Origin of the sequence: Neisseria sp. P0008.S010 (assembly GCF_051962715.1) — a bacterium.
Classification (GTDB): Bacteria; Pseudomonadota; Gammaproteobacteria; order Burkholderiales; family Neisseriaceae; genus Neisseria; species Neisseria elongata.
This window is the reverse complement of record NZ_JBQCVA010000017.1, coordinates 23,659-45,182: the sequence shown is the minus strand read 5'-3', so window position 1 is coordinate 45,182 and position 21,524 is coordinate 23,659. Positions and strand designations below refer to the sequence as shown.

At 52.3% G+C, this 21,524-nt stretch carries 22 protein-coding genes; 2 read left to right on the top strand and 20 right to left on the bottom strand.

Features of this window, described 5'->3' with window-relative positions; translation table 11 throughout:
• Positions 1 to 120 precede the first annotated feature (120 nt).
• Both ACTHSL_RS06335 and ACTHSL_RS06330 read left to right on the top strand, forming a co-directional pair.
• A complete protein-coding gene (locus ACTHSL_RS06335; protein WP_440380765.1) occupies positions 121 to 402 on the top strand; it encodes a hypothetical protein in 282 nt (93 codons plus the stop codon).
• Between the two features lie 33 nt (positions 403 to 435).
• Positions 436 to 615, top strand: a complete 180-nt coding sequence (locus tag ACTHSL_RS06330; protein ID WP_440380764.1) for a hypothetical protein — start codon at positions 436 to 438, stop codon at positions 613 to 615.
• 158 nt (positions 616 to 773) lie between these two features.
• Here ACTHSL_RS06330 and rpsJ read toward each other — a convergent pair whose 3' ends face one another.
• The 20 genes from rpsJ to ACTHSL_RS06230 form a co-directional block, all read right to left on the bottom strand.
• Complete coding sequence (gene rpsJ, locus ACTHSL_RS06325) at positions 774 to 1,085, bottom strand: 30S ribosomal protein S10 (RefSeq protein WP_002642322.1); 312 nt, start codon at positions 1,083 to 1,085, stop codon at positions 774 to 776.
• A gap of 17 nt (positions 1,086 to 1,102) precedes the next feature.
• Complete coding sequence (gene tuf, locus ACTHSL_RS06320) at positions 1,103 to 2,287, bottom strand: elongation factor Tu (protein WP_041961236.1); 1,185 nt, start codon at positions 2,285 to 2,287, stop codon at positions 1,103 to 1,105.
• A gap of 88 nt (positions 2,288 to 2,375) precedes the next feature.
• Positions 2,376 to 4,481 carry an elongation factor G gene (fusA, locus tag ACTHSL_RS06315; RefSeq protein ID WP_440380763.1) on the bottom strand — a complete coding sequence of 702 codons (2,106 nt, stop codon included), beginning with the start codon at positions 4,479 to 4,481 and terminating at the stop codon, positions 2,376 to 2,378.
• A gap of 18 nt (positions 4,482 to 4,499) precedes the next feature.
• On the bottom strand, positions 4,500 to 4,970 hold the full coding sequence (gene rpsG / locus ACTHSL_RS06310) for a 30S ribosomal protein S7 (protein WP_003745196.1): 471 nt from the start codon (positions 4,968 to 4,970) through the stop codon (positions 4,500 to 4,502).
• Positions 4,971 to 5,087: 117 nt separating this feature from the next.
• A complete protein-coding gene (gene rpsL / locus ACTHSL_RS06305) occupies positions 5,088 to 5,459 on the bottom strand; it encodes a 30S ribosomal protein S12 (RefSeq protein ID WP_002218431.1) in 372 nt (123 codons plus the stop codon).
• Positions 5,460 to 5,656: 197 nt separating this feature from the next.
• Positions 5,657 to 6,904, bottom strand: a complete 1,248-nt coding sequence (gene ftsZ / locus ACTHSL_RS06300; protein WP_440380762.1) for a cell division protein FtsZ — start codon at positions 6,902 to 6,904, stop codon at positions 5,657 to 5,659.
• A gap of 125 nt (positions 6,905 to 7,029) precedes the next feature.
• A complete protein-coding gene (gene ftsA / locus ACTHSL_RS06295; protein WP_440380761.1) occupies positions 7,030 to 8,277 on the bottom strand; it encodes a cell division protein FtsA in 1,248 nt (415 codons plus the stop codon).
• A gap of 24 nt (positions 8,278 to 8,301) precedes the next feature.
• A complete protein-coding gene (locus ACTHSL_RS06290) occupies positions 8,302 to 9,051 on the bottom strand; it encodes a cell division protein FtsQ/DivIB (protein WP_440380760.1) in 750 nt (249 codons plus the stop codon).
• The gene (locus ACTHSL_RS06285; protein ID WP_440380759.1) at positions 9,041 to 9,952 is read right to left on the bottom strand and encodes a D-alanine--D-alanine ligase; all 912 of its coding nucleotides are present in this window, start codon (positions 9,950 to 9,952) and stop codon (positions 9,041 to 9,043) included. Before ACTHSL_RS06285 ends, ACTHSL_RS06290 begins: the two co-directional genes overlap by 11 nt.
• 121 nt (positions 9,953 to 10,073) lie before the next feature.
• Complete coding sequence (gene murC / locus ACTHSL_RS06280) at positions 10,074 to 11,486, bottom strand: UDP-N-acetylmuramate--L-alanine ligase (protein ID WP_440380767.1); 1,413 nt, start codon at positions 11,484 to 11,486, stop codon at positions 10,074 to 10,076.
• A 239-nt stretch (positions 11,487 to 11,725) separates the two neighbouring features.
• Entirely contained in the window at positions 11,726 to 12,799 is a 1,074-nt protein-coding gene (gene murG, locus ACTHSL_RS06275) for an undecaprenyldiphospho-muramoylpentapeptide beta-N-acetylglucosaminyltransferase (RefSeq protein WP_440380758.1), read from the bottom strand.
• A gap of 3 nt (positions 12,800 to 12,802) precedes the next feature.
• Complete coding sequence (ftsW, locus tag ACTHSL_RS06270; RefSeq protein WP_440380757.1) at positions 12,803 to 13,969, bottom strand: putative lipid II flippase FtsW; 1,167 nt, start codon at positions 13,967 to 13,969, stop codon at positions 12,803 to 12,805.
• 28 nt (positions 13,970 to 13,997) lie between these two features.
• Positions 13,998 to 15,335 (bottom strand): UDP-N-acetylmuramoyl-L-alanine--D-glutamate ligase, encoded by a 1,338-nt coding sequence (gene murD / locus ACTHSL_RS06265; RefSeq protein WP_440380756.1) that lies wholly within the window; start codon positions 15,333 to 15,335, stop codon positions 13,998 to 14,000.
• Positions 15,336 to 15,546: 211 nt separating this feature from the next.
• On the bottom strand, positions 15,547 to 16,026 hold the full coding sequence (locus tag ACTHSL_RS06260) for a group II truncated hemoglobin (RefSeq protein ID WP_440380755.1): 480 nt from the start codon (positions 16,024 to 16,026) through the stop codon (positions 15,547 to 15,549).
• 30 nt (positions 16,027 to 16,056) lie between these two features.
• The gene (mraY, locus tag ACTHSL_RS06255; protein ID WP_440380754.1) at positions 16,057 to 17,139 is read right to left on the bottom strand and encodes a phospho-N-acetylmuramoyl-pentapeptide-transferase; all 1,083 of its coding nucleotides are present in this window, start codon (positions 17,137 to 17,139) and stop codon (positions 16,057 to 16,059) included.
• 91 nt (positions 17,140 to 17,230) lie between these two features.
• Positions 17,231 to 17,656: a DUF2127 domain-containing protein gene (locus ACTHSL_RS06250; RefSeq protein WP_107992952.1), complete on the bottom strand. Its 426-nt coding sequence runs from the start codon at positions 17,654 to 17,656 to the stop codon at positions 17,231 to 17,233.
• 14 nt (positions 17,657 to 17,670) lie between these two features.
• Positions 17,671 to 17,835: a hypothetical protein gene (locus tag ACTHSL_RS06245; protein WP_440380753.1), complete on the bottom strand. Its 165-nt coding sequence runs from the start codon at positions 17,833 to 17,835 to the stop codon at positions 17,671 to 17,673.
• Positions 17,836 to 17,837: 2 nt separating this feature from the next.
• Positions 17,838 to 19,205: a UDP-N-acetylmuramoyl-tripeptide--D-alanyl-D-alanine ligase gene (locus ACTHSL_RS06240; protein ID WP_440380752.1), complete on the bottom strand. Its 1,368-nt coding sequence runs from the start codon at positions 19,203 to 19,205 to the stop codon at positions 17,838 to 17,840.
• Positions 19,206 to 19,421: 216 nt separating this feature from the next.
• Positions 19,422 to 19,943, bottom strand: coding sequence for a M23 family metallopeptidase (locus tag ACTHSL_RS06235; RefSeq protein WP_440380766.1), 522 nt, complete (start codon positions 19,941 to 19,943; stop codon positions 19,422 to 19,424).
• Between the two features lie 77 nt (positions 19,944 to 20,020).
• A complete protein-coding gene (locus ACTHSL_RS06230; protein WP_440380751.1) occupies positions 20,021 to 21,499 on the bottom strand; it encodes a UDP-N-acetylmuramoyl-L-alanyl-D-glutamate--2,6-diaminopimelate ligase in 1,479 nt (492 codons plus the stop codon).
• Positions 21,500 to 21,524 lie beyond the last annotated feature (25 nt).

Here is a 21,524-nt window from a genome sequence, read left to right as displayed (position 1 = left end):
AATTAGGGGCGAAAACGGCCGAAAACCTGTGTTTGGGTTTCGGCTGTCGGGGGAAGGGCTTTTTGCAAAGGTCTCGGGCAGGAATATGAGTGCTACTCCGCCAGCATCCGCGACAAGGGCGTGCGCCGCAAAGTGATGCCGCTGCCGTCGGCCAAGTGGGACTTAATCCCGCTGCTCTCCACCCCGGAGGCACACGAGCAGCTGCAGCGGGTATGGACGGCCACCGAAGGGCAGGGCTACGACCTAATGGGCGCATTGGGTATCGCTTTCGGGCTGCAGCACAACCGCCGCCGCTGGTTTTGCTCCGAGTGGTGCGCCACTGCGTTGAGGTTACCTGAAAGCTGGCGCTGGTCGCCCAACGACCTCGCCGCCATCGTGTCCGTCCTAAAAAGAGAGGCATGAAAAAAACCGCCACATGGGCGGGGAACACGAAAGATGAGACGGCGACGCGGCAGGTGCGGTAACACCCGCCGCGAGCTGCCCGCCTATTTCGACCTCGTGGCCGAACTGCATCTGCCCGGATGGGAGCGTTTTGCAGGCAGTCAAACCCTGACAGTGATCAGCAACATTAACCGCAATTCGAGCTACGACGACCACTTAATTTATAAGTTCTAACAGTAAGCGGCATACTACTTTTAAAGGCATAAGATAATCCCCGTTTAATAGACCATTAAACGGGGATAAATTTATGCAAAAGCTGATACAATTTCCTATGCTGCGGCGGTGCAAAAGCTGCCACCAATTCGGGCAAAAGCTGCCGCCGCCTTACATATTTATTGAACTTTAATTTCTACATCAACACCGGCGGGCAAGTCCAGTTTCATCAGTGCGTCGGTAGTTTTATCAGTCCAGTCCACGATGTCCATCAGGCGCAAGTGGGTGCGGATTTCCAATTGTTCACGAGAAGTTTTGTTCACGTGTGGAGAACGCAAAATGTTGAAACGCTCGATTTTAGTCGGCAACGGAATTGGACCTTTTACAACGGCACCGGTACGTTTCGCAGTTTCAACGATTTCTTGAGCAGAACGGTCAATCAGGCTGTAATCATAAGCTTTCAGGCGGATACGGATTTTTTGGTTTGCCATTTATCGATATCCTTCAATTAAGCGATAACAGAAGAAACCACACCCGCACCTACGGTACGACCACCTTCGCGAATCGCAAAGCGCAGACCTTCTTCCATAGCGATCGGTGCAATCAGTTCTACAGTGATGGCTACATTCTCACCAGGCATAACCATTTCTACACCTTCTTCCAAAGTAACCGCACCAGTTACGTCGGTAGTACGGAAGTAGAATTGTGGGCGGTAGTTAGCGAAGAACGGAGTATGACGGCCACCCTCTTCTTTGCTCAACACGTACACTTCTGCTTTGAATTTGGTGTGCGGAGTGATGGTACCCGGTTTAGCCAATACTTGACCGCGTTCCACTTCTTCACGTTTGGTACCGCGCAGCAATACGCCTACGTTGTCACCTGCCTGACCTTCGTCCAGCAGTTTACGGAACATCTCAACACCGGTACAAGTGGTTTTTTGGGTTTCTTTCAGACCTACGATTTCGATCTCGTCACCAACGTGGATGACACCGCGCTCTACACGACCGGTTACTACTGTACCACGACCGGAGATAGAGAATACGTCTTCGATAGGCAACAAGAACGGCTTGTCCACGGCACGCTCAGGAGTCGGGATGTAGCTGTCCAATGCGGCAGCCAGTTCGAAGATTTTTTCTTCGTAAGCTGCGTCGCCTTCCAAGGCTTTCAGTGCAGAACCTTGTACGATCGGGCAGTCGTCGCCAGGGAAATCGTAGCTTGACAGCAAGTCACGGATTTCCATTTCAACCAGTTCCAACAGCTCGGCATCGTCAACCATGTCGCATTTGTTCATGAACACGATGATGTAAGGTACGCCTACTTGACGAGCCAACAGGATGTGTTCGCGGGTTTGCGGCATAGGACCGTCGGCAGCGGAACATACCAGGATTGCGCCGTCCATTTGTGCAGCACCGGTAATCATGTTTTTAACGTAGTCGGCATGACCCGGGCAGTCTACGTGTGCGTAGTGGCGGGTTTCGGTTTCGTATTCTACGTGTGAGGTATTGATGGTAATACCGCGGGCTTTTTCTTCGGGAGCGTTGTCGATTTGGTCGTAAGCTTTTGCAGCACCGCCGAATTTTTTAGCCAAAATAGTAGTCAAAGCAGCAGTCAGGGTGGTTTTACCATGGTCAACGTGACCGATGGTGCCAACGTTTACATGCGGTTTGCTACGTTCAAATTTTTCCTTAGCCATGAGCTAATTCCTTTACATTAAAGATCGATTAAAGAACAGAGGTCGTCTGAAAAATCATTTCAGCCTTTCAGACGACCTATTTGCCTGATTAGCCTTTACGGGCTTCAGTTACAGCAGCAGCTACGTGGGCAGGAGCTTCAGAATATTTCTTGAACTCCATAGAGTAAGTAGCGCGGCCTTGGGTTGCAGAACGCAGGTCGGTAGAATAACCAAACATTTCTGCCAGAGGTACTTCGGCACGGACTTTTTTACCTCCGATACCGTCATCATCCATACCTAATACGACGCCGCGACGACGGTTCAAGTCGCCCATTACGTCACCCATGTATTCTTCAGGGGTTTCCACTTCAACTGCCATGATTGGCTCAAGCAAAGCAGGATTGGCTTTACGCATACCTTCTTTGAAGGCTTGGGAAGCAGCCAATTCGAAGGCCAGTTGAGAGGAGTCGACGTCGTGTGAAGAACCGAAGATCAAACGTACGCGTACATCAACTACTGGGTAGCCTGCAACGATACCGTTAGGCAGGGTATCACGGATACCTTTATCGACAGACGGAATGAATTCGCGAGGAATCACACCACCTTTAATTTCGTCGATAAATTCGTAGCCTGCACCACCCGGTTCCATAGGTTCCATTTTGATCACAACGTGACCGTATTGACCTTTACCACCAGATTGTTTGGCGTGTTTGTATTCGGCTTCGACTTCTTTGCGGATGGTTTCGCGGTAAGCCACTTGAGGTGCACCGATATTTGCTTCCACGCCGAATTCGCGTTTCATACGGTCAACAATAATTTCCAAGTGCAGCTCACCCATACCGGAAATAATGGTTTGACCGGATTCTTCGTCCGTACGAACACGGAAAGAAGGGTCTTCTTTAGCCAGACGGTTCAGGGCGATACCCATTTTCTCTTGGTCGGCTTTGGTTTTCGGCTCAACGGCAATATGGATTACCGGCTCAGGGAATTCCATGCGTTCCAAGATAATCGGTGCATTTTCTGCACACAAGGTTTCACCAGTAGTAACGTCTTTCAGACCGATAGCGGCTGCGATATCGCCAGCACGTACTTCTTCAATTTCAGTACGGTCCGCAGCAGTCATTTGTACCAAACGGCCGATACGTTCACGAGTACCTTTTACAGAGTTCAATACGGTATCACCGGATTTCACTACACCAGAGTAAACGCGGATGAAAGTCAGCTGACCAACATATTTGTCGTTCAACATTTTGAACGCCAATGCAGAGAATTTCTCTTCATCGCTGGCTTGACGGCTGTCGGCTTCTTCAGTGTTAGGGTTAACACCTTGAACCGGAGGAATATCGGTAGGAGCTGGCAGCAACTCTACAACTGCGTCCAACATACGTTGAACACCTTTGTTTTTAAATGCAGAACCACACAACATAGGTTGGATTTCGCCTGCCAGAGTACGTTGGCGCAAACCGCCTACGATTTCTTCCTCAGTCAGCTCGTCGCCGCCCAAGTATTTATCCATCAATTCTTCGCTAGCTTCTGCTGCGGCTTCAATCATGTTTTGACGCCATTCTTCAGCAGTTTCAATCAACTCAGCAGGAATATCGCCATAGGTAAAGGTTGTACCTTTGTCAGCTTCGTTCCAGATGATAGATTTCATTTTCAGCAGGTCAACAACGCCACTGAAGCTGTCTTCTGCACCAACCGGGATTACGATAGGTACAGGGTTTGCGCGCAAACGGGTTTTCATTTGCTCGACAACGCGGAAGAAGTTGGCACCTTGACGGTCCATTTTATTTACAAACGCCAAGCGTGGTACTTGGTATTTGTTGGCTTGACGCCATACGGTTTCAGATTGTGGCTGAACACCGCCCACCGCACAGTAAACCATTACCGCACCATCCAATACACGCATAGAACGCTCTACCTCTACGGTAAAGTCAACGTGTCCCGGGGTGTCGATGATGTTAAAACGGTGTTCGGGAAATTGTTTCGCCATACCGGACCAGTAGGAAGTTACGGCAGCAGAGGTAATGGTAATACCACGCTCTTGCTCTTGTTCCATGTAGTCGGTAGTAGCCGCGCCATCATGTACCTCGCCCAATTTGTGGGTCAAACCGGTATAGAACAAAATACGTTCTGTAGTAGTGGTTTTACCCGCGTCGATATGAGCGGAAATACCGATGTTGCGGTACAGGCTGATCGGGGTCTTACGAGCCATTTTATTAGCCTTTCAAAATTAGAAACGGAAGTGAGAGAATGCTTTGTTGGCTTCAGCCATGCGGTGTACTTCTTCACGTTTTTTCAACGCACCACCGCGACCTTCGGACGCATCAATCAATTCACCTGCCAAACGCAGGTCCATGGATTTCTCACCACGTTTGCGGGCCGCATCGCGAACCCAGCGCATTGCAAGAGCCAGACGGCGTGAAGGACGAACCTCAACAGGAACTTGGTAGTTTGCACCACCTACACGGCGGCTTTTCACTTCCACGATAGGTTTGGCGTTTGCAATGGCTTCGTTGAATACTTCGATTGCTGCTTTGCCGGTTTTTTTCTCGATTTGCTCCAACGCACCGTAAACGATACGTTCGGCAACAGATTTTTTACCGTCAATCATCAATACGTTCATGAATTTAGTCAGCTCGACGCTGCCGAATTTAGGATCAGGCAGCACATCGCGCTTGGGGACTTCTCTACGTCTTGGCATTTTAATTTCCTTTAATCTATTCAGTCGGGTCAATTCCCATGAATACCCAAAAGAGCATTCACTTACTCGGCCGTTGTTCAACTTAGGCGGCCGACGTGCCTATTTAAGTCCCTGTAATTATTTAGGACGCTTAGCACCGTATTTAGAACGGGCTTGTTTACGGTCTTTAACACCTGCAGTATCCAAGGAACCGCGTACAGTGTGGTAACGTACACCCGGCAAGTCTTTTACACGACCGCCGCGAATCAGCACGACGCTGTGCTCTTGCAGATTGTGGCCTTCACCGCCGATGTATGAAATCACTTCAAAACCGTTGGTCAGGCGAACTTTACATACTTTACGCAATGCAGAGTTAGGTTTTTTAGGAGTAGTCGTGTATACACGGGTGCACACGCCGCGTTTTTGCGGGCAGGCTTCCAGTGCAGGCACTTTGTTTACGTACACAGGCTTTTGACGGCCTTTGCGTACCAATTGGTTGATAGTTGGCATATTTTCTCGTCCTGTTGAGTTAAATACTTGCCGACACCATGTCGGCAAGAGTGGAATTATATTATCCTGGGCAATCTTCAGTCAAGAAATCAACACTTAAACCGCATCTTTGGGTAGGATATTGACTAAATTTGATAACACAAAGGCCGTCTGAATTTCAGACGGCCTTACAATAACTTTTTAATCAATAAAAAATCTTAAGATACTTCGTCAATGCTTCCTCTTTGACGGCGCAATACTGCAGGAATTTCCAAATCATCCAACACTCTCTGATCAGAAAAGTCGGGAGCCGCCAAATTCATATTTCTAACATCTCGACCAGACGTAATCACACCAGCGATATTAGAAAAATCACCCTCTTCCGACATTTTCGCACTTACTGTGCCATACCCATCTCCGGACACATGACCACGAACACGACCTGATTGAATTTCTCTACCACTATACGATGTCGTTGCAGATGCGGCATAGTGATTATTCTCCTTCAACCCTGTTGCAATAATGGTTATGCGGATCGCATCCTCAGGCATATTTTCATCTTCTGCCGTACCATATTTCCGCTCAGAGTCAGGATGCGCATAATCATCTATGACGCGCATAATCTCGCGATACTCAGACATCTTCAAGCAACCCGGAGCAGTAGTAATATTGACCAAAACGCCGCGTGCGCCGTCCAAACTTACATTATCAAGCAGCGGACTGGAAATAGCTTCTTCGGTAGCCAAACGTGCACGATCCACCCCTTGCGATGAGCCTGAACCCATCATAGCCATACCGGTAATACTCATAACGTTTTTAACGTCGGCAAAATCCAAGTTGATAAAGCCAGGGCGAGTTACCACTTCAGAAATACCTGCCACAGCAGCATGCAATACATTATCAGCCGCGCGAAACGCCTCACGTACCGTAACATCCTCACCCAAAGCCGTCATAAGTCTATCATTGGGAATCACAATTAAAGAATCCACCTGACTCTTCAAATGTTCAATTCCTTGCTGAGCGATATGGATGCGCTTACCTTCATGCTCAAAAGGACGTGTAACGACTGCCACAGTCAAAATACCCATCTCTTTGGCAATTTCAGCAACAACCGGAGCAGCACCTGTACCAGTACCGCCACCCATACCTGTTGTAATAAACAGCATATTGGCACCGCGAACCGCTTCGGTAATGGCCTCCCTTTCCTCCAAGGCAGCTTCCCGCCCAACTTCCGGATTGGCTCCCGCTCCTAACCCTTTGGTCAGATTGGTACCCAACTGTATGCGTTTGGGCGCATCACTCTTACCCAAAGCCTGGGCATCAGTATTCGCACTGATAAACTCTACCCCTTGGATAGTGTTTTTAATCATATTGTTGATGGCATTACATCCACCACCGCCAATACCGATCACTTTAATTACTGCAGGGCTTGCAGCTGAATCTACTACGTCGTAAACCAAATCCATTAAAACTACTCCTTCGTGCCCTGCATGGGACAATACAACTTTGACAAAATGCAGCGAATTATATAAGAAGCTACCGAATCTTAGCAAAAACCTTCAATAACTTTTACTCATATCCATATGGGCACTTAAAAACTATTCACCAACCAGTCTTTCAGTTTCCCCCAAAACCCGTCTTTATGTTCATGATATACAGCTCCCGTTTCAGCAATTTGATTGCCTTCAGTATCACCACGGGCAGCATATAGCAGACCTATTACTGTGGCATTTCGAGGATTGCGGACTCTTTCCGATACACCAGGCATTTCCGGCGGAACGCCGATTCTGGCAGGCAGGCCGAAAATATCTTCGGCCAAATCAACGATACCGTTCAACATAGACGCACCGCCCGTCAATACGATTCCTGATGTCAGCATATCTTCGAAGAAACCGCTTCTATGTAATTCATTACGGGTTAATTCCAAAATTTCTTCCACTCGCGGACCGATTACGCTGGCCAGCACTTTGCGTGAAATCTGTCTCGGTTGACGCTCCCCTACGCTTGGCACTTCAACCATCTCGTCCATATCTTCATCCGGCAAATCAGGATGAGCCGCACCGTGATGGATTTTAATATATTCGGCCGCTGCATAAGGCGTACGCAAAGCCTGAGCCAAGTCGCTGGTAATCAAATCGCCGGCAACGGGTATCACTGCGGTATGACGGATGGCACCATTGGTATAAACCGCGATATCGGTCGTACCTCCACCGATGTCAATAACACAGACACCCAAATCTTTTTCATCATCGGTTAATACAGCCTGCCCGCTAGCCAAAGGCTGCAACATAATTTGATCCATCTGCAAACCGCAGCGGGTAATACATTTTTGAATATTCTGCAATGCGGTAACCGCGCCGGTAATAATGTGGACACGGGTATCCAACCGCACACCGCTCATCCCGATCGGTTCGCGCACACCGGGCTGGTTATCGATAATATATTCCTGAACCACAGTGTGCAGAATGCTGTGATCCGGCGGAATATTGACTGCTTTCGCCGTTTCGATGGCGCGGTCGATATCGGCCTGACTGACTTCGCCGTCTTTAATTTTAACCACACCCTGGGAATTAAGGCTTCGGATATGGTTGCCCGCAATTCCCGTAGTCACACTGCCAACCTTGCAATCAGCCATCAATTCGGCCTCGCTGACCGCGTGTTTGATGGCCTGTGCGGTTGCATCGATATTCGTTACCATCCCCGCCTTCAAACCGCGTGAAGGTGCCTGCCCAATACCGACGATATGGATTTCATTGTCTTCCTGCACTTCGCCGATTAGGGCGATCACTTTGGAGGTGCCGATATCCAAGGCACTGATGTAGTGTTTACCTTTAACCATAATCTTCCAGTCTTTTTAAATTTTTCAATTGTTTTCAGACGGCCTCTCCAAGCCGCCCCGATTATCTGTTTGTTGTTCTTTCAAGCGGACGGCAAAACCGTCCTTATAGCGCATATCGACATAATGAAGACCATCTGCCTGAGGTTTAAGCAATGCTGGCCAAACGCGGACAAAACGCTTCAGCCGTTCGACAACCTTGTCGCGCCCCAATTTTACCGTGATGCCGTTGGATAACACGATTTCCCATGCCGAACGGGGCGTGTAGGCCAAAGTGGCGACGGACAGCTTTTCTTTTGCTAGCTCACGTTTGAACATGGAGAAACGCTCCACCATAACCTTTCCCGCACCATCCTGCCCTTTGAATTGCGGCAAAACCACTTCCTCATCCAGCCGGCCCGCAAAAACATTGCCCTCGCTGTCTACCAAACCACCATCCTCCCAATACGCGACAGGTACGCGCTCACTCAATCGGATCTCCACCGTATCAGGCAGACGGCGGCGGACTTCGGCTTTGGCTATCCACGGCATTGCGGCAAACGCAGCCTGAGCACCGTTCAAATCGGCTTTAAAGACATTACCCCGTATATAGCGCGCGGCAATGTTCTGCAATTCTTCCCCATCGGTATATTGCAAATCTCCGTTGATATTAACCTGCTTGACGGGGAAATATGACGAATGATACAGCCATACGCCTGCCGAACCAAGCAGCATGACGAACACCACCACATAAAGCCACCTGCAGGCACGGCGCATGGCTTGGGCATTATTCCACATAAGCCGTTTTCAGAATCTCGACGCACAACTGTGCGAAATCCAAACCCTGCTGCGCTGCAGCTTTGGGCACTAGGCTGTGGGAGGTCATGCCCGGCAGCGTATTGGCTTCCAATAAATACAAACGGCCCGACTCGTCTTTCAGAAAATCAATCCGCCCCCAACCCCTGCCGCCGATGGCGTGAAATGCACGGACGGTCAAATCGCGCATCAGGCGTTCGTCTTCCTCGCCCAAATCAGACGGGCAGAGATAAACCGTATCATCGCGGTCGTACTTGGCCTCTTTGTCGTAAAACTCCGTGGCAGGAATAATCCGCACGCTGGGTAGGGCGCGGCCGTTCAATATGCCGCAGGTGTATTCGCCGCCGCCGATAAAGGCTTCGGCAATAATCTCACCGCGAAACTGCTTCAGTTCGTGATATACCTCTTTCAGACGGCCTGCTTCTTTTACTTTCACCACGCCGACACTGCTGCCCTCATTTGCAGGCTTGACGAACATCGGCAATCCGAGCTGCCGTTCTACTGCGTCGAAATCACTGTCGTCGCGCAACACGGCATAATCCGGCACAGGCAAACCCAAACCTTTCCACAGCAGCTTGCTGCGGTATTTGTCCATACCGATGGAAGAAGCCAGCACGCCGCAACCGGTGTAGCGGATACCGAGTGCCTCCAATGCACCCTGCACCGTGCCGTCTTCGCCAAACACGCCATGCAGAATATTAAACGCACAATCAAAACCCTGTGTTTTCAATTCACCCAACGGCGTTTCTTTCGGGTCGAACGCATGGGCATCCACACCTTTGCTGCGCAATGCCTCCAATACTGCCTGCCCGCTGGCGAGGGAAACCTCGCGCTCGCTGGAAAAACCGCCCATCAATACGGCCACTTTACCAAAATCCTGCATAACTTCCTTCTTCATCCTGCAAAGGACGTCTGAAAAACCAACCGGTTTCAGACGGCATCTTGATTGACACATTTTTCAGACGGCCTCAGCCTGCATCCGGCCGGCCGCCGTTTCTCACATTTTATTTATCGTTCTGCCGGGACAATTCCACCAAAGCGGCAGGCACTTTATTGATGCTGCCCGCACCCATATTCAGCAGCACGTCGCCGTCGCGCAAGACATCCAGCAACATGGCGGGCAATTCGTTCACGTCGGCGCAATAAAGCGGATCGACCTTCCCGTAGGCGCGGACGTTACGCGCCAACGCACGGCTGTCCTGCGGCAGCGGGTCTTCCCCTGCCGCATAAACATCGGTCAGCACCAACACATCAACCGTGTTCAACACCTTGCTGAAATCATCAAACAAATCCCGAGTGCGGGTATAGCGGTGCGGCTGGAAAGCCAGCACCAGGCGTTTGCCCGGATAAGCGCCTCGCGCAGCCGACAAAGTAGCCGCCATTTCCACCGGATGATGGCCGTAATCGTCCACCACCAAAGCCTTGCCGCCCTGAGGCAGCCCGATTTCGCCATAACTCTGGAAACGGCGGCCGACACCGGCAAATCCTTCCAAACCGCGGCGGACGGCTTCTTCATCAACACCGCACTCCAAGGCCACGCCGATGGCGGCCAGTGCATTCAACACATTATGGCGGCCGGGCAGATTGAGGACAACGTCGAACGTACGCGGCTCATGGCCTTTCAACCGCGCATGGACGGTAAACTTCATTTGCGCGCCGATACTTTCCACATCTGTGGCATAAATGTCGGCACTGTCGTCCAGCCCGTAAGTCGCATGGGGTTTGCTGATTCTCGGCAGGATGGCGCGGACATGCTCGCTGTCGATACACAAAAATGCTTTACCGTAGAATGGCATACGGTGAATAAAATCCACGAAGGCCTGATGAAGTTTTTCAACGCTGTGGCCGTAAGTGTCCATATGGTCTTCGTCGATATTGGTTACTACCGACATCAAAGGTGTGAGGTATAGGAACGATGCGTCGGATTCGTCGGCCTCGGCAACGATGTAGCTGCCTTTGCCTAAACGGGCATTGGTGCCCGCTGCAGTGAGTTTGCCGCCGATCACGAAAGTGGGGTCCAGCCCTGCGGCGGCCAAAATGGAGGCGGTCAGGCTGGTGGTGGTGGTTTTACCGTGCGTGCCCGCGATGGCGATGCCGTCCTTGAAACGCATCATCTCCGCCAACATCAGCGCACGGGGAATGACGGGAATCTGCTGCGCCACCGCCGCCGTTACTTCGGGATTGTCTTTTTTCACTGCAGTGGAAGTAACCACCACGTCCGCACCCTGAACGTGTTCGGCCGTATGACCGGGGTAAACCTGTACGCCCAGCGAGGCCAAATGACGGGTTACCGCGCTTTGCGCCTGATCCGAACCGGAAACGGTATAGCCTTGATTGTGCAGCACTTCGGCAATGCCGCACATACCCGAACCGCCGATGCCGACAAAATGGATGTGTTTGACTCTGTTTTTCATGATGGTGTTCCAAATAATTTTTGACGGCGAATCGGATTGGAAGCCGGTTCAAAGGAAGCAGTGCCGCAGCGGCTTAACGTCGATTCACCCTATTTTTCAGACGGCCTGAAAATGTTTGCGCGCAGGCGTTTCCGCCCAAGCCTGCAAGCGCGGCAAAAGGAAGGGATTGTAAGGTTTTTACCCGCCTGATGTCATGTTGTTTAAAGTAAAAACAGGTTTGCATACCAATGTGCGGGATATTTTCAGACGGCCTTTGCTGCCGACATAGCCGCTTCGGCCACCCGTCCGGCACTGCCGGGCATGGCCAGTGTTCGTGCGTTTTCCCCCCATTCGAGGCATTTTTCACGGTTAAGCCCGCCAATGATTTCCGCCAGCTTTTCCGCAGTCAGCTGGGCTTGCGGTAGCAGCAGGCCTGCTTCGGCCTGCACCATAAAGCGCGCATTGGCGGTTTGGTGGTCGTCCACGGCATAAGGGTACGGCACCAGCAGCGCGCCCACGCCTGCAGCCGTCAGTTCGGCAATCGTCAGCGCACCTGCGCGGCAGACCACCAAATCGGCATCTCGATAGGCCGAAACCATATCGTCGATAAATTCGCAGCACTCCGCCCCTACGCCGTGTTCGCGGTAGGCCGTCTGAAGCGCGTCCAATTTGCCGCGCCCGGATTGGTGGCGCACATCCGGGCGTATTTCGGCCGGCAATGCGGCCAATGCCGCCGGCACGGTTTCATTCAATACCTGCGCCCCCAAGCTGCCGCCGACCACCAGAATTTTCAGACGGCCTTCACGCCCGGCAAAGCGTTCGGCGGGTGCAGGCAGATTCGCAATATCGGCGCGGACGGGATTGCCGACCAATCCGTCTGCCGCTCCGAAAGCCTGCGGGAAGGCATACAGCACACGGCGGGCGATTTTCGCCAACATCCGGTTCGACAGCCCGGCCACGGCGTTTTGTTCATGAATCACAACCGGCACACCGCACAATTTCGCCGCCACACCGCCGGGGAAAGTAACAAAACCGCCGAAGCCGATGACGCAGGCGACCCGGTGTTTCCTGATAATCCGCTGTGCTTCGCGGATGGTTTTGAAAAGTGTAAACGGCAGCGTCAGTTTGCGCTTGATGCCGTTGCCGCGCACACCTTTAATCGCCAGTTTCTCCAGCAAGATGTCGTGCTGAGGCACAATCCGCTCTTCCATCGAACCTTCGCTGCCCAGCCAAATCACATGCTGCCCCGCCGCCTTTAAGGCTTCAGCCACCGCCAAAGCGGGGAAAATATGGCCGCCTGTGCCTCCGGCCATCAGCATAAAGGTTTTACCGCCCATTCTTTATCCTTCCACTTTATAACCGCGCATTTTACGGCGGTTTTCATAATCCACGCGCAGCAACAAGGCCATGCTGACCAGCATCACCACCGCCGCCGAACCGCCATAGGAAACCAAAGGCAGTGTCAGCCCCTTGGTCGGCAGCAGGCCGATGTTCACGCCGATATGGAAAAAACTCTGCACACCCAGCCACAATGCGATGCCATAAGCGACGAACGAACTGAAAAACAACTCCAAATCGCGCGCCTGTTTGCCGATGGAAAATGCCCGCCACACCAGCCAGCCGTAGCAAAAGACGAGCATGCACATACCGAAAAAACCCCATTCCTCGCTGATAACGGCAAAGATAAAGTCAGTGTGCGCTTCCGATTCGGTCAGATAAAACCGCTTGTCGAGGCTGGCCCCCAACCCCGTACCGAACCACTGGCCGCGCGCGGACGCCATCAGGGAATGGGTTAATTGGTACCCCGTGCCGTGCGGGTCTTGAAATGGCTCGAGAAAGGAAACCACACGCGCCATGCGGTAGGGTTCAATCAATACAGCCCCAATGATTACAGCCGTACCTATAACAACCGCCACCGAAAACCATTTTTTCGGCAAATCGGCTAAAAACAACAAACCCAAACCAATCAGCGAGGCCACCACCATCGCACCCAAATCCGGCTCGGCTAAGATCAAAGCCAAACCGATACCGATGGCAACACTCGGAAAAACCATACTTTTCAGATTTTTCAATACTTCGGCGCGTCGATTAAAAAATGCGGCCAAATAAAGGATGATTGCCAACTTGTAGGTTTCGCTCGGCTGATAACTGAACAAACCCAAGTCTATCCACCGTTTTGCCCCGTTAATCTCTCGACCGACAATCAAAACCAGCAACAGCATGAAAATATTGGACAACAGCAACCACAGCGATGCCTTGCGCCAAACCGACATTTTGACGCAGAAAGCCAATACGGCGAACACCAGTCCCCCGGCAACAAACTGCGCCTGTTTTTCCACTACCTGCCACTGATTGCCGCCGTTGTAGCCCGCCCAGGCGACGGATGCCGAATACACCATCAAAAGGCCGAACGACACCAACAGCACCAGCATCCACAATAGGGATTGGTCAAACTTATGGCCGTTTTTCAATACTTTGCGGTCAAGTAATTTGGATTCGCTAATCATCGTTGTCCTAATATTTTTTCAGACGGCCTCATAAAGCCTTAAACGCCTCGATAAACACTTCCGAACGGTGTGCATAGCCTTTGAACATATCGAAGCTCGCGCAGGCGGGGCTGAGCAGCACGATATCGCCCGCTTCGGCTTGGGCGTATGCCGTCTGAACCGCTTCTTCCAAAGTGGCGCAGTCGGTCATATCCAGATCGCAGCCGTCCAAATCTCGGCGGATTTGCGGCGCATCGACACCGATCAGGAACACGCCTTTTGCCTTGCCGACAAGCGCGTCTCGCAGGGGCGTGAAGTCCTGCCCTTTGCCCATGCCGCCCAAAATCACGAAGAGCGGATTTTGCAAACCGGCAATCGCGGCGGCGGTCGCACCGACGTTCGTACCTTTGCTGTCGTCGATGAATACCACGCCGTTTTTCTCGCCGATTTTTTCCACGCGGTGCGGCAGGCCTTGGAAGGTTTTGACGTGTTCGAGCAATGCTTCGCGCGGCAAACCGACGGCTTCGCACAAGGCAACGGCAGCCATGACGTTGGCGGCGTTGTGCAAGCCTTGCAACGGAATGTCTTGCGTGGCAATCAAATCTTCATTGCCTTGTTTCAGACGACCCGTCTCGCGTTCCAACCAAAAATCGGCTTCGTGTTCCAACGAAAACCATTTCACCTCGCGCCCGGCGCGCTTCATGGCGCGGCAGAACACGTCGTCTGAATTCAAAACCTGCACGCCATCGCCACGGAAAATCTTGGCTTTGGTATGCGCGTAGTCGAGCAAATCGTCGTAGCGGTCGAGATGGTCTTCGGAAATGTTCAGCACCGTCGCCGCAGTCGGGCGCAGGCTTTCGGTGTTTTCCAGTTGGAAGCTGGAAAGCTCCAACACCCACACGTCCGCCTTTTTGCCTTCGCGCTGCAATTCCGCCTCCAAAACCGGCGTACCGATATTGCCCGCGATAACGGTATCCAGCCCGCACTTAATGCAGAGATAGCCGACCAGGCTCGTTACCGTGGTTTTGCCATTGCTGCCGGTAATCGCAATCACCTTGTCGCCGCGGCGGTTCACAATATCCGTCAGTAATTCGATGTCGCCCAACACGCGCCCGCCGTTTTGCTTGAACGCCTCGATATCCGGCTGCCGCTCGCTGATGCCGGGACTGAGCGCCAGAATATCGAAACCGTTATCCAGCGCATCTTTCAGACGACCCGTGTAAAACACCAGCCCGTCAAACATCTTACCGATTTGCGACACGCGCTCCGGTTTCAGCTCCGCATCATAAGCGGCAACCTCCGCGCCGTTTTTGCGCAGGTAGGCAATCATGGAAATACCCGTGCCGCCGAGTCCGGCGACGAGGATTTTTTTGTTTTCAAACGTCATTCTGGTTTTATCCTAAATTTTCAGACGGCCTTTAGGCGGAAATTTAACACCCTGCCTGATTCAATTCTCGATACTTGCGGCAACCATCTTGCAATCCGTGGCTGCAAGCCTTTTCGTACCATTCTGTGGCAATAGTTTTAACGGACACTATGCCCGTAGTTATATATCGAACCTAAATTATATTGAGTTTTTGCAGACCCTTCAGACAGCCTCAAGCTGCGAAATAACGGCCTACGCCGTAGCCGGCCAATACTGCCTGCAATTCGGGAATTCGGATAACGGGATCGGCCGCCATCGGCGGCATGGGCGGATCCACGCCTTCTTCATTTTGATTGCGGCACCAGTCTGCTATGGCAAAAATCTGTATCAAAACCGGCTCGGCAAGTTCTTTATCGATTTCCAATTCGCTCATGGCTTGGGCGAAACAGGCAACCCATTCGTTGCGTACCTGCATATTGACGGCAAAGGGCATGTGGCGTGCGCGAAGCTGGGGATGTCCGTATTTTTCGACAAAAAGCTGCGGCCCGCCGAGCCAGCCGCTGAAAAATTCATACAGTTTTTCCCGAATCAGCGTCATATCTTCGCCGTGCATGTTGCGCAAAGCGCGGTATTGCGGCTCCAGCTCCATCAGGTCGTAGAAACGGTCGGTCAGTGTGCGGACACCGTCCGCACCGCCAAAGGCTTGGTACATGGTTTTCTCCCTTCAGACCGTCTGAAAATGTTAGCGGATTTTTAACGAAGACAATCCGATTAACACCAATACGATGGTAATAATCCAAAAGCGGACGACGACTTGGGTTTCTTTCCAGCCTTTTTGTTCGTAGTGGTGGTGGATGGGTGCCATCAGGAAGATGCGTTTTTTGGTTTTCTTGTACCAGCCGACCTGAAGCATGACGGACACGGCTTCGACGACGAACAGGCCGCCCATAATCACTAAAACAAACTCTTGGCGGACGATGACGGCAACGGTACCGAGTGCCGCACCCAATGCCAGTGCACCGACGTCGCCCATGAAAACTTGCGCGGGATAGGCGTTGAACCACAAAAATCCAAGACACGCGCCGCACATGGCGGTACAGAAAATCACGACTTCGTTCGCGCCTGCGACATAAGGCAGCTGCAGGTATTGGGCGAATTGCGAGTGGCCGCTGACGTAGGCGAAGATGGCAAGGCCGGCGGCAACGAGGACGACGGGGAAGGCGGCCAGGCCGTCAAGGCCGTCGGTGAGGTTCACGGCGTTGGAAGTGCCGACGATGGTCAGATAGCTCAACACCATAAAGCCGACCACGCCCAGCGGCAGGGCGACCTGCTTGAAGAAAGGGACGATCAGGATATTGTTGGTCGAATTTTCGGCAAGGAAAAACAGGGTCAGTCCGGCAATGACGGCCACACTCGACTGCCACACCATTTTGAATTTGGCGGACACGCCGTTGGGGTCTTTATAGACCACTTTGCGCCAGTCGTCGTAAAAACCGAGCGCGCCGGTGGCGAGCAATACGCCCAAGAGAATCCAGATATACGGGTTCGCCCAGTTGCCCCACAACAGCGTGGACACGGCGATGGCGGTCAGAATCAGCGAACCGCCCATGGTCGGCGTGCCGTTTTTGATAAGGTGGGTTTGCGGCCCGTCGGTACGGACAGCCTGGCCGACTTTGAGTTCGGTCAGTTTGCGTATGGTCCACGGGCCGAACAATAATGAAAACGCCAACGCGGTCAGCGCGGCCATCACGGCGCGGAATGTGGTGTATTGAAACAGGTTCAGCGCGGACAAAGAGCCACTGAAACGGGCAAACCATAAAAACATCTGTAACTTCCTAGATTTATTGTGTGTTAAACATCAAATTTCAAAATATATCTTTTTCAGACGGCCTACCATTGATGAGGCCGTCTGAAAATCAATCCGTCCCCTCACGGGTGCGGAAATAATCCTTGGGCAGCAGGAAAAACAGACTGAAGCAAACCACGGCACAGGTGGCGACATCCAGCCAAGACAGCCCGCCCAACCACGGGAAGGCCAAATATTTTACCGTATTGACAGCGACATACAGCATACAGCAAATCAAACACAACCAACGCGCCCAATTTTTGCCGCGCCACAACCCGACTGCCGTTACCACCATCATCAAGGACAACACAAACGGTTGGAAGGCCATCACCAGCCACCAGCCTATGCCGCTTGCGGCCTCCACGGCCTCGCGGTCAAACGCTTCGACAGCATGCCACACCGCCATTACCGCCCCCGCCGACCATAAAACCGCCACCGTCATCATCATCCAAACGATAAACTGCAACAGCAAAGGCCGCTTTGCTTCCTGCTTCATTTTCAGACGGCCTCTTACCGTTCCAGCACGCAAATCGGATAATTTCCCGGATTCTTGCCGCCGCCCAAGTCCAGACAGAGGTCTTCATAAAGATACGCCTGCGTCCGCATTCCGGCATAAAACGTGCCAATCAGCGCAGCAATCAGCAATAAGGCTTTAAAAAAACGGCGGCTTTTCATTTTCAGACGGCCTCTTTATCCGTCAATGCCTCGACGACTTCTTCCATCTTCATAAAGCGCGAACCTTTCACCAATACGGTGGCGCGTTCGGGCAAATCGTGGCTCAACACTTGAATCAGCGGGTCTTTGGCGGCAAACCACAAACCGTCCGCGCCAAACGTTTCCGCCGCTTCAACGCTGTTGTCGCCGACAAAATAAGCCACTTCGATGCCTTGGTCGCGGGCGTACGCGCCGACTTCGGCGTGCATGGCGGCGGCTTCGTCCTCGCCCAGTTCGCCCATATCGCCCATCACAAAAATGCGCGGCGCAGGCATACGCGCCAACACGTCAATCGCAGCTTTCATGCTGTCGGGGTTCGCGTTGTAGGTATCGTCAATCAGGGTCGCGCCTTTGATGCCAGCTTTGACGTTCAGACGACCTTTGATATTGCTGAAGCCTTTCAAACCTTCCGCCACATCGTTCAAACTCAAACCAGCCGCCAAAGCCAACGCGGCGGCAGCGGCGGCGTTGTGAACATTGTGGCGGCCGGGAACGGGCAGCACCACGGCTGCGCGCTCGTTGCCGCACACCAAATCAAATTCGCACGACAAAGGTTTCAACACGATATTTTCCGCGTGAACATCGCCGCTATCGACGCCGAAAGTCCGCTGCTGATGACTTTGGGAGGCCGTCTGAAACACGGCGGCATGTTCATCTTCGCACGGAATCAAAGCCAATCCGTCTTCGCCCAAGCCTTGATAAATCTCGCTTTTCGCTTTGGCAATATCGTTCGTGCCGTCAAAACCGCAGCCGACATGGGCGCGCAAAGCATTGTTGACTAAAGCGGCATCGGGTTTGGCAATTTGCGTCAAAACCGCCAGTTCGCCAAAATGGTTCATGCCCATTTCAATGACGGCATAGCGGTGTTTTTCGTTTAATTTCAACAAAGTCAGCGGAAGGCCGATATGGTTGTTGAAGTTGCCCGCCGTCGCCAAAACGGCATCATCGCCGAAACAGCGGCGCAATACCGCAGCCAGCATCTCCTTCACCGTCGTCTTGCCGCCCGAGCCGGTAATGCCGAACACAAACGGGTTCACATTATCGCGCCACGCCTTCGCCAGCATTTGCAACGCGGCAAGCGTGTCATCGACTTTCAACGCGCCGTCCAAAGCAGCGCAATCTTCGCGCGAAACCACAACCGCCGCCGCACCCGCAGCCAATACGTCTTCAACAAAATCATGCGCGTCAAACCGCTCGCCTGCCAAAGCAAAAAACACATCGCCCGCACGGATGTCGCGGCTGTCGGTTACGATGCGCGAAACGGGTTTATTTTCAGACGGCGTCGGAAGGTTGAGGGTTTGGCAGATGAAGTTTAGGTCTAGTGGTTTCATGGTTTCTTTCGTTTGTTTTTTTCAGACGGCCTGAGACCTTTGCAAAAATAGTCTGTTAACGAAATTTGACGCATAAAAATGTGCTAAAAAATTTTCAATCGACTAAAACCTTTCTGATACTGAGAAAAAAGTGGAAGAAATCAGGGAGGTTCCTCATTTTGAAAATGGTGTTGAGCATAAAATTTTAATAACTTATGTTATTGCAAAGGTCTCGGCCTATCTGTTCTGATCAATCAACGGATACGGATTCACTGCACCGCCTGCCAGATACACGCCGTAATGCAAATGGGCGGGCGTGGTTTTGGCGTTGCCGGTTTTGCCGACATAGCCGATGACCTGTCCTTCTTTCACACGTTCATACAGGCGGACGCTGGCGAATTTGTTGAGGTGGGCATAATAGTGCCATGCGCCCGGCCCTTGGATACCGATGACTTTGCCACCCAATCGGTTGCGCCCGATTTTGGTTACGATACCGGGCGTCGTACTGCGTATCGGCGTGTTTTTCTTAGCGAAAATATCCACACCTTCGTGTCTGCGCCCCTGACTGCGCGCAGCGCCCCAAGTATCGTCAAAACGCTTGCCTTTAACAGGATTGAGCAGGCTTTGCGCCGCCGGCGGCTCTTTCGCCCTCAGTTCGGCAATTTCGGCGTTCGGACGTGGCAGTTGTTTGGTAGTACAGCCTGCAAATAAAATCATGGCTGCACTGATTAAAAGGGTTTTTGTCGGCATTTTCAGCATCAAATCGGTCTCCTTGTTTTTCAGACGGCCTCTTGAAACGATAATCAGAGGCCGTCTGAAAACTTTGGTACCCGTTGTTATATTCGCTCTGCCAACGCTTTCTCTGCAACTTCAAAATCAGAAAAATGATGTTTTACACCCTGCATATCCTGATAGTTTTCATGTCCTTTGCCGGCAATCAGGATAATGTCGTTTGCGGTGGCGCGTTCGACTGCGTAACGGATGGCAGCGGCGCGGTCGGCTTCGACACATTCGGGCGTGGGAACGGCGGGCAGGATGTCGTTGATGATATCTTGCGGATTTTCCAAACGCGGGTTGTCGCTGGTGACGACAACTTTATCCGCGCCCTGTACGGCTGCTGCACCCATCAGCGGACGTTTGCCGCGATCGCGGTTGCCGCCGCAGCCGAATACGCACCACAAAGCCGCACCCTGCGGTTTGATTTCCTGCAAGGTGGAGAGTGCTTTTTCCAATGCGTCGGGCGTGTGGGCGTAATCGACAACGACCAAGGGCTTGCCGCTGTTCATGATGCAGTCCATGCGGCCTGAGGCGGGACGGATTTTTGCCAGCACATCCAATACTTTATCCAGCGGATAACCGTTGGCACAAAGCAAGGCTATGCAGGCGGCGAGGTTTTGCGCGTTGAACCGTCCGAGCAGGCGTGTGCGGCAGCGGCCTTCGCCCCACGGGGTTTGGAATACGGCTTCCATGCCGCCTGAAGAAGCGATGAAATGAACAATGCGGATGTCAGCGTGTTCGCTGAAGCCGTAGCCGTAAACGGCCAAATCAGGACAGTCTTTTTTCAGACGACCTGCGAGTTCTGCGCCATATTCGTCATCTACGTTGATGACGGCGTGTTTCAAGCCTTGCCAGTAAAACAGGCGCGACTTGATGGCGCCATAGGCTTCCATCGTGCCGTGGTAGTCGAGGTGGTCTCGGGTGAGGTTGGTGAAGATTGCGCTGCGGAATGGCACGCCGTTGACGCGCGATTGGTCAAGGCCGTGGCTGGAGACTTCCATCGCGGCGGCTGTCGCGCCTTGTTGACGGAAACGGTAGAGCAGGGTTTGGACATCGACGGGGGCGGGGGTGGTATGCGTGGTTTCTTCCAATGCGTCCCAAAAGCCGTTGCCGACCGTGCCGATAATGGCGGTTTTTTCGCCCAACAAATCGGCGGCTTGCGCCAGCCATTGTGTGATGGAGGTTTTGCCGTTGGTGCCGGTTACGCCCCAGACTTTGAGGTCGTCTGAAACGTTGCCGTAAACTTGTGCCGCCAACATGCCGGCACGGTGTTTCAAATCTTTGATGCCTTGATTGGGGACTTTCCATTCGGGATTCCACGCAAATTTGCCGTCGTCGTCCCAAAAAACAAAAGCCGCACCGTTGACAATGGCTGCGGGGATATAACTGCGGCCGTCCGTATATTCGCCCTGACAGGCAACGAAAATATCACCTTGTTTAATTTGACGGCTGTCTGAATGCAACAAACGCCCTGCTGCGTTTGCACACAGCAGAGGCGGAAAGTTGGTTTCAGCTAAAGGGGTTAACTTGCTGAACATAAATTAAAAATTCCTGATTGGCAGT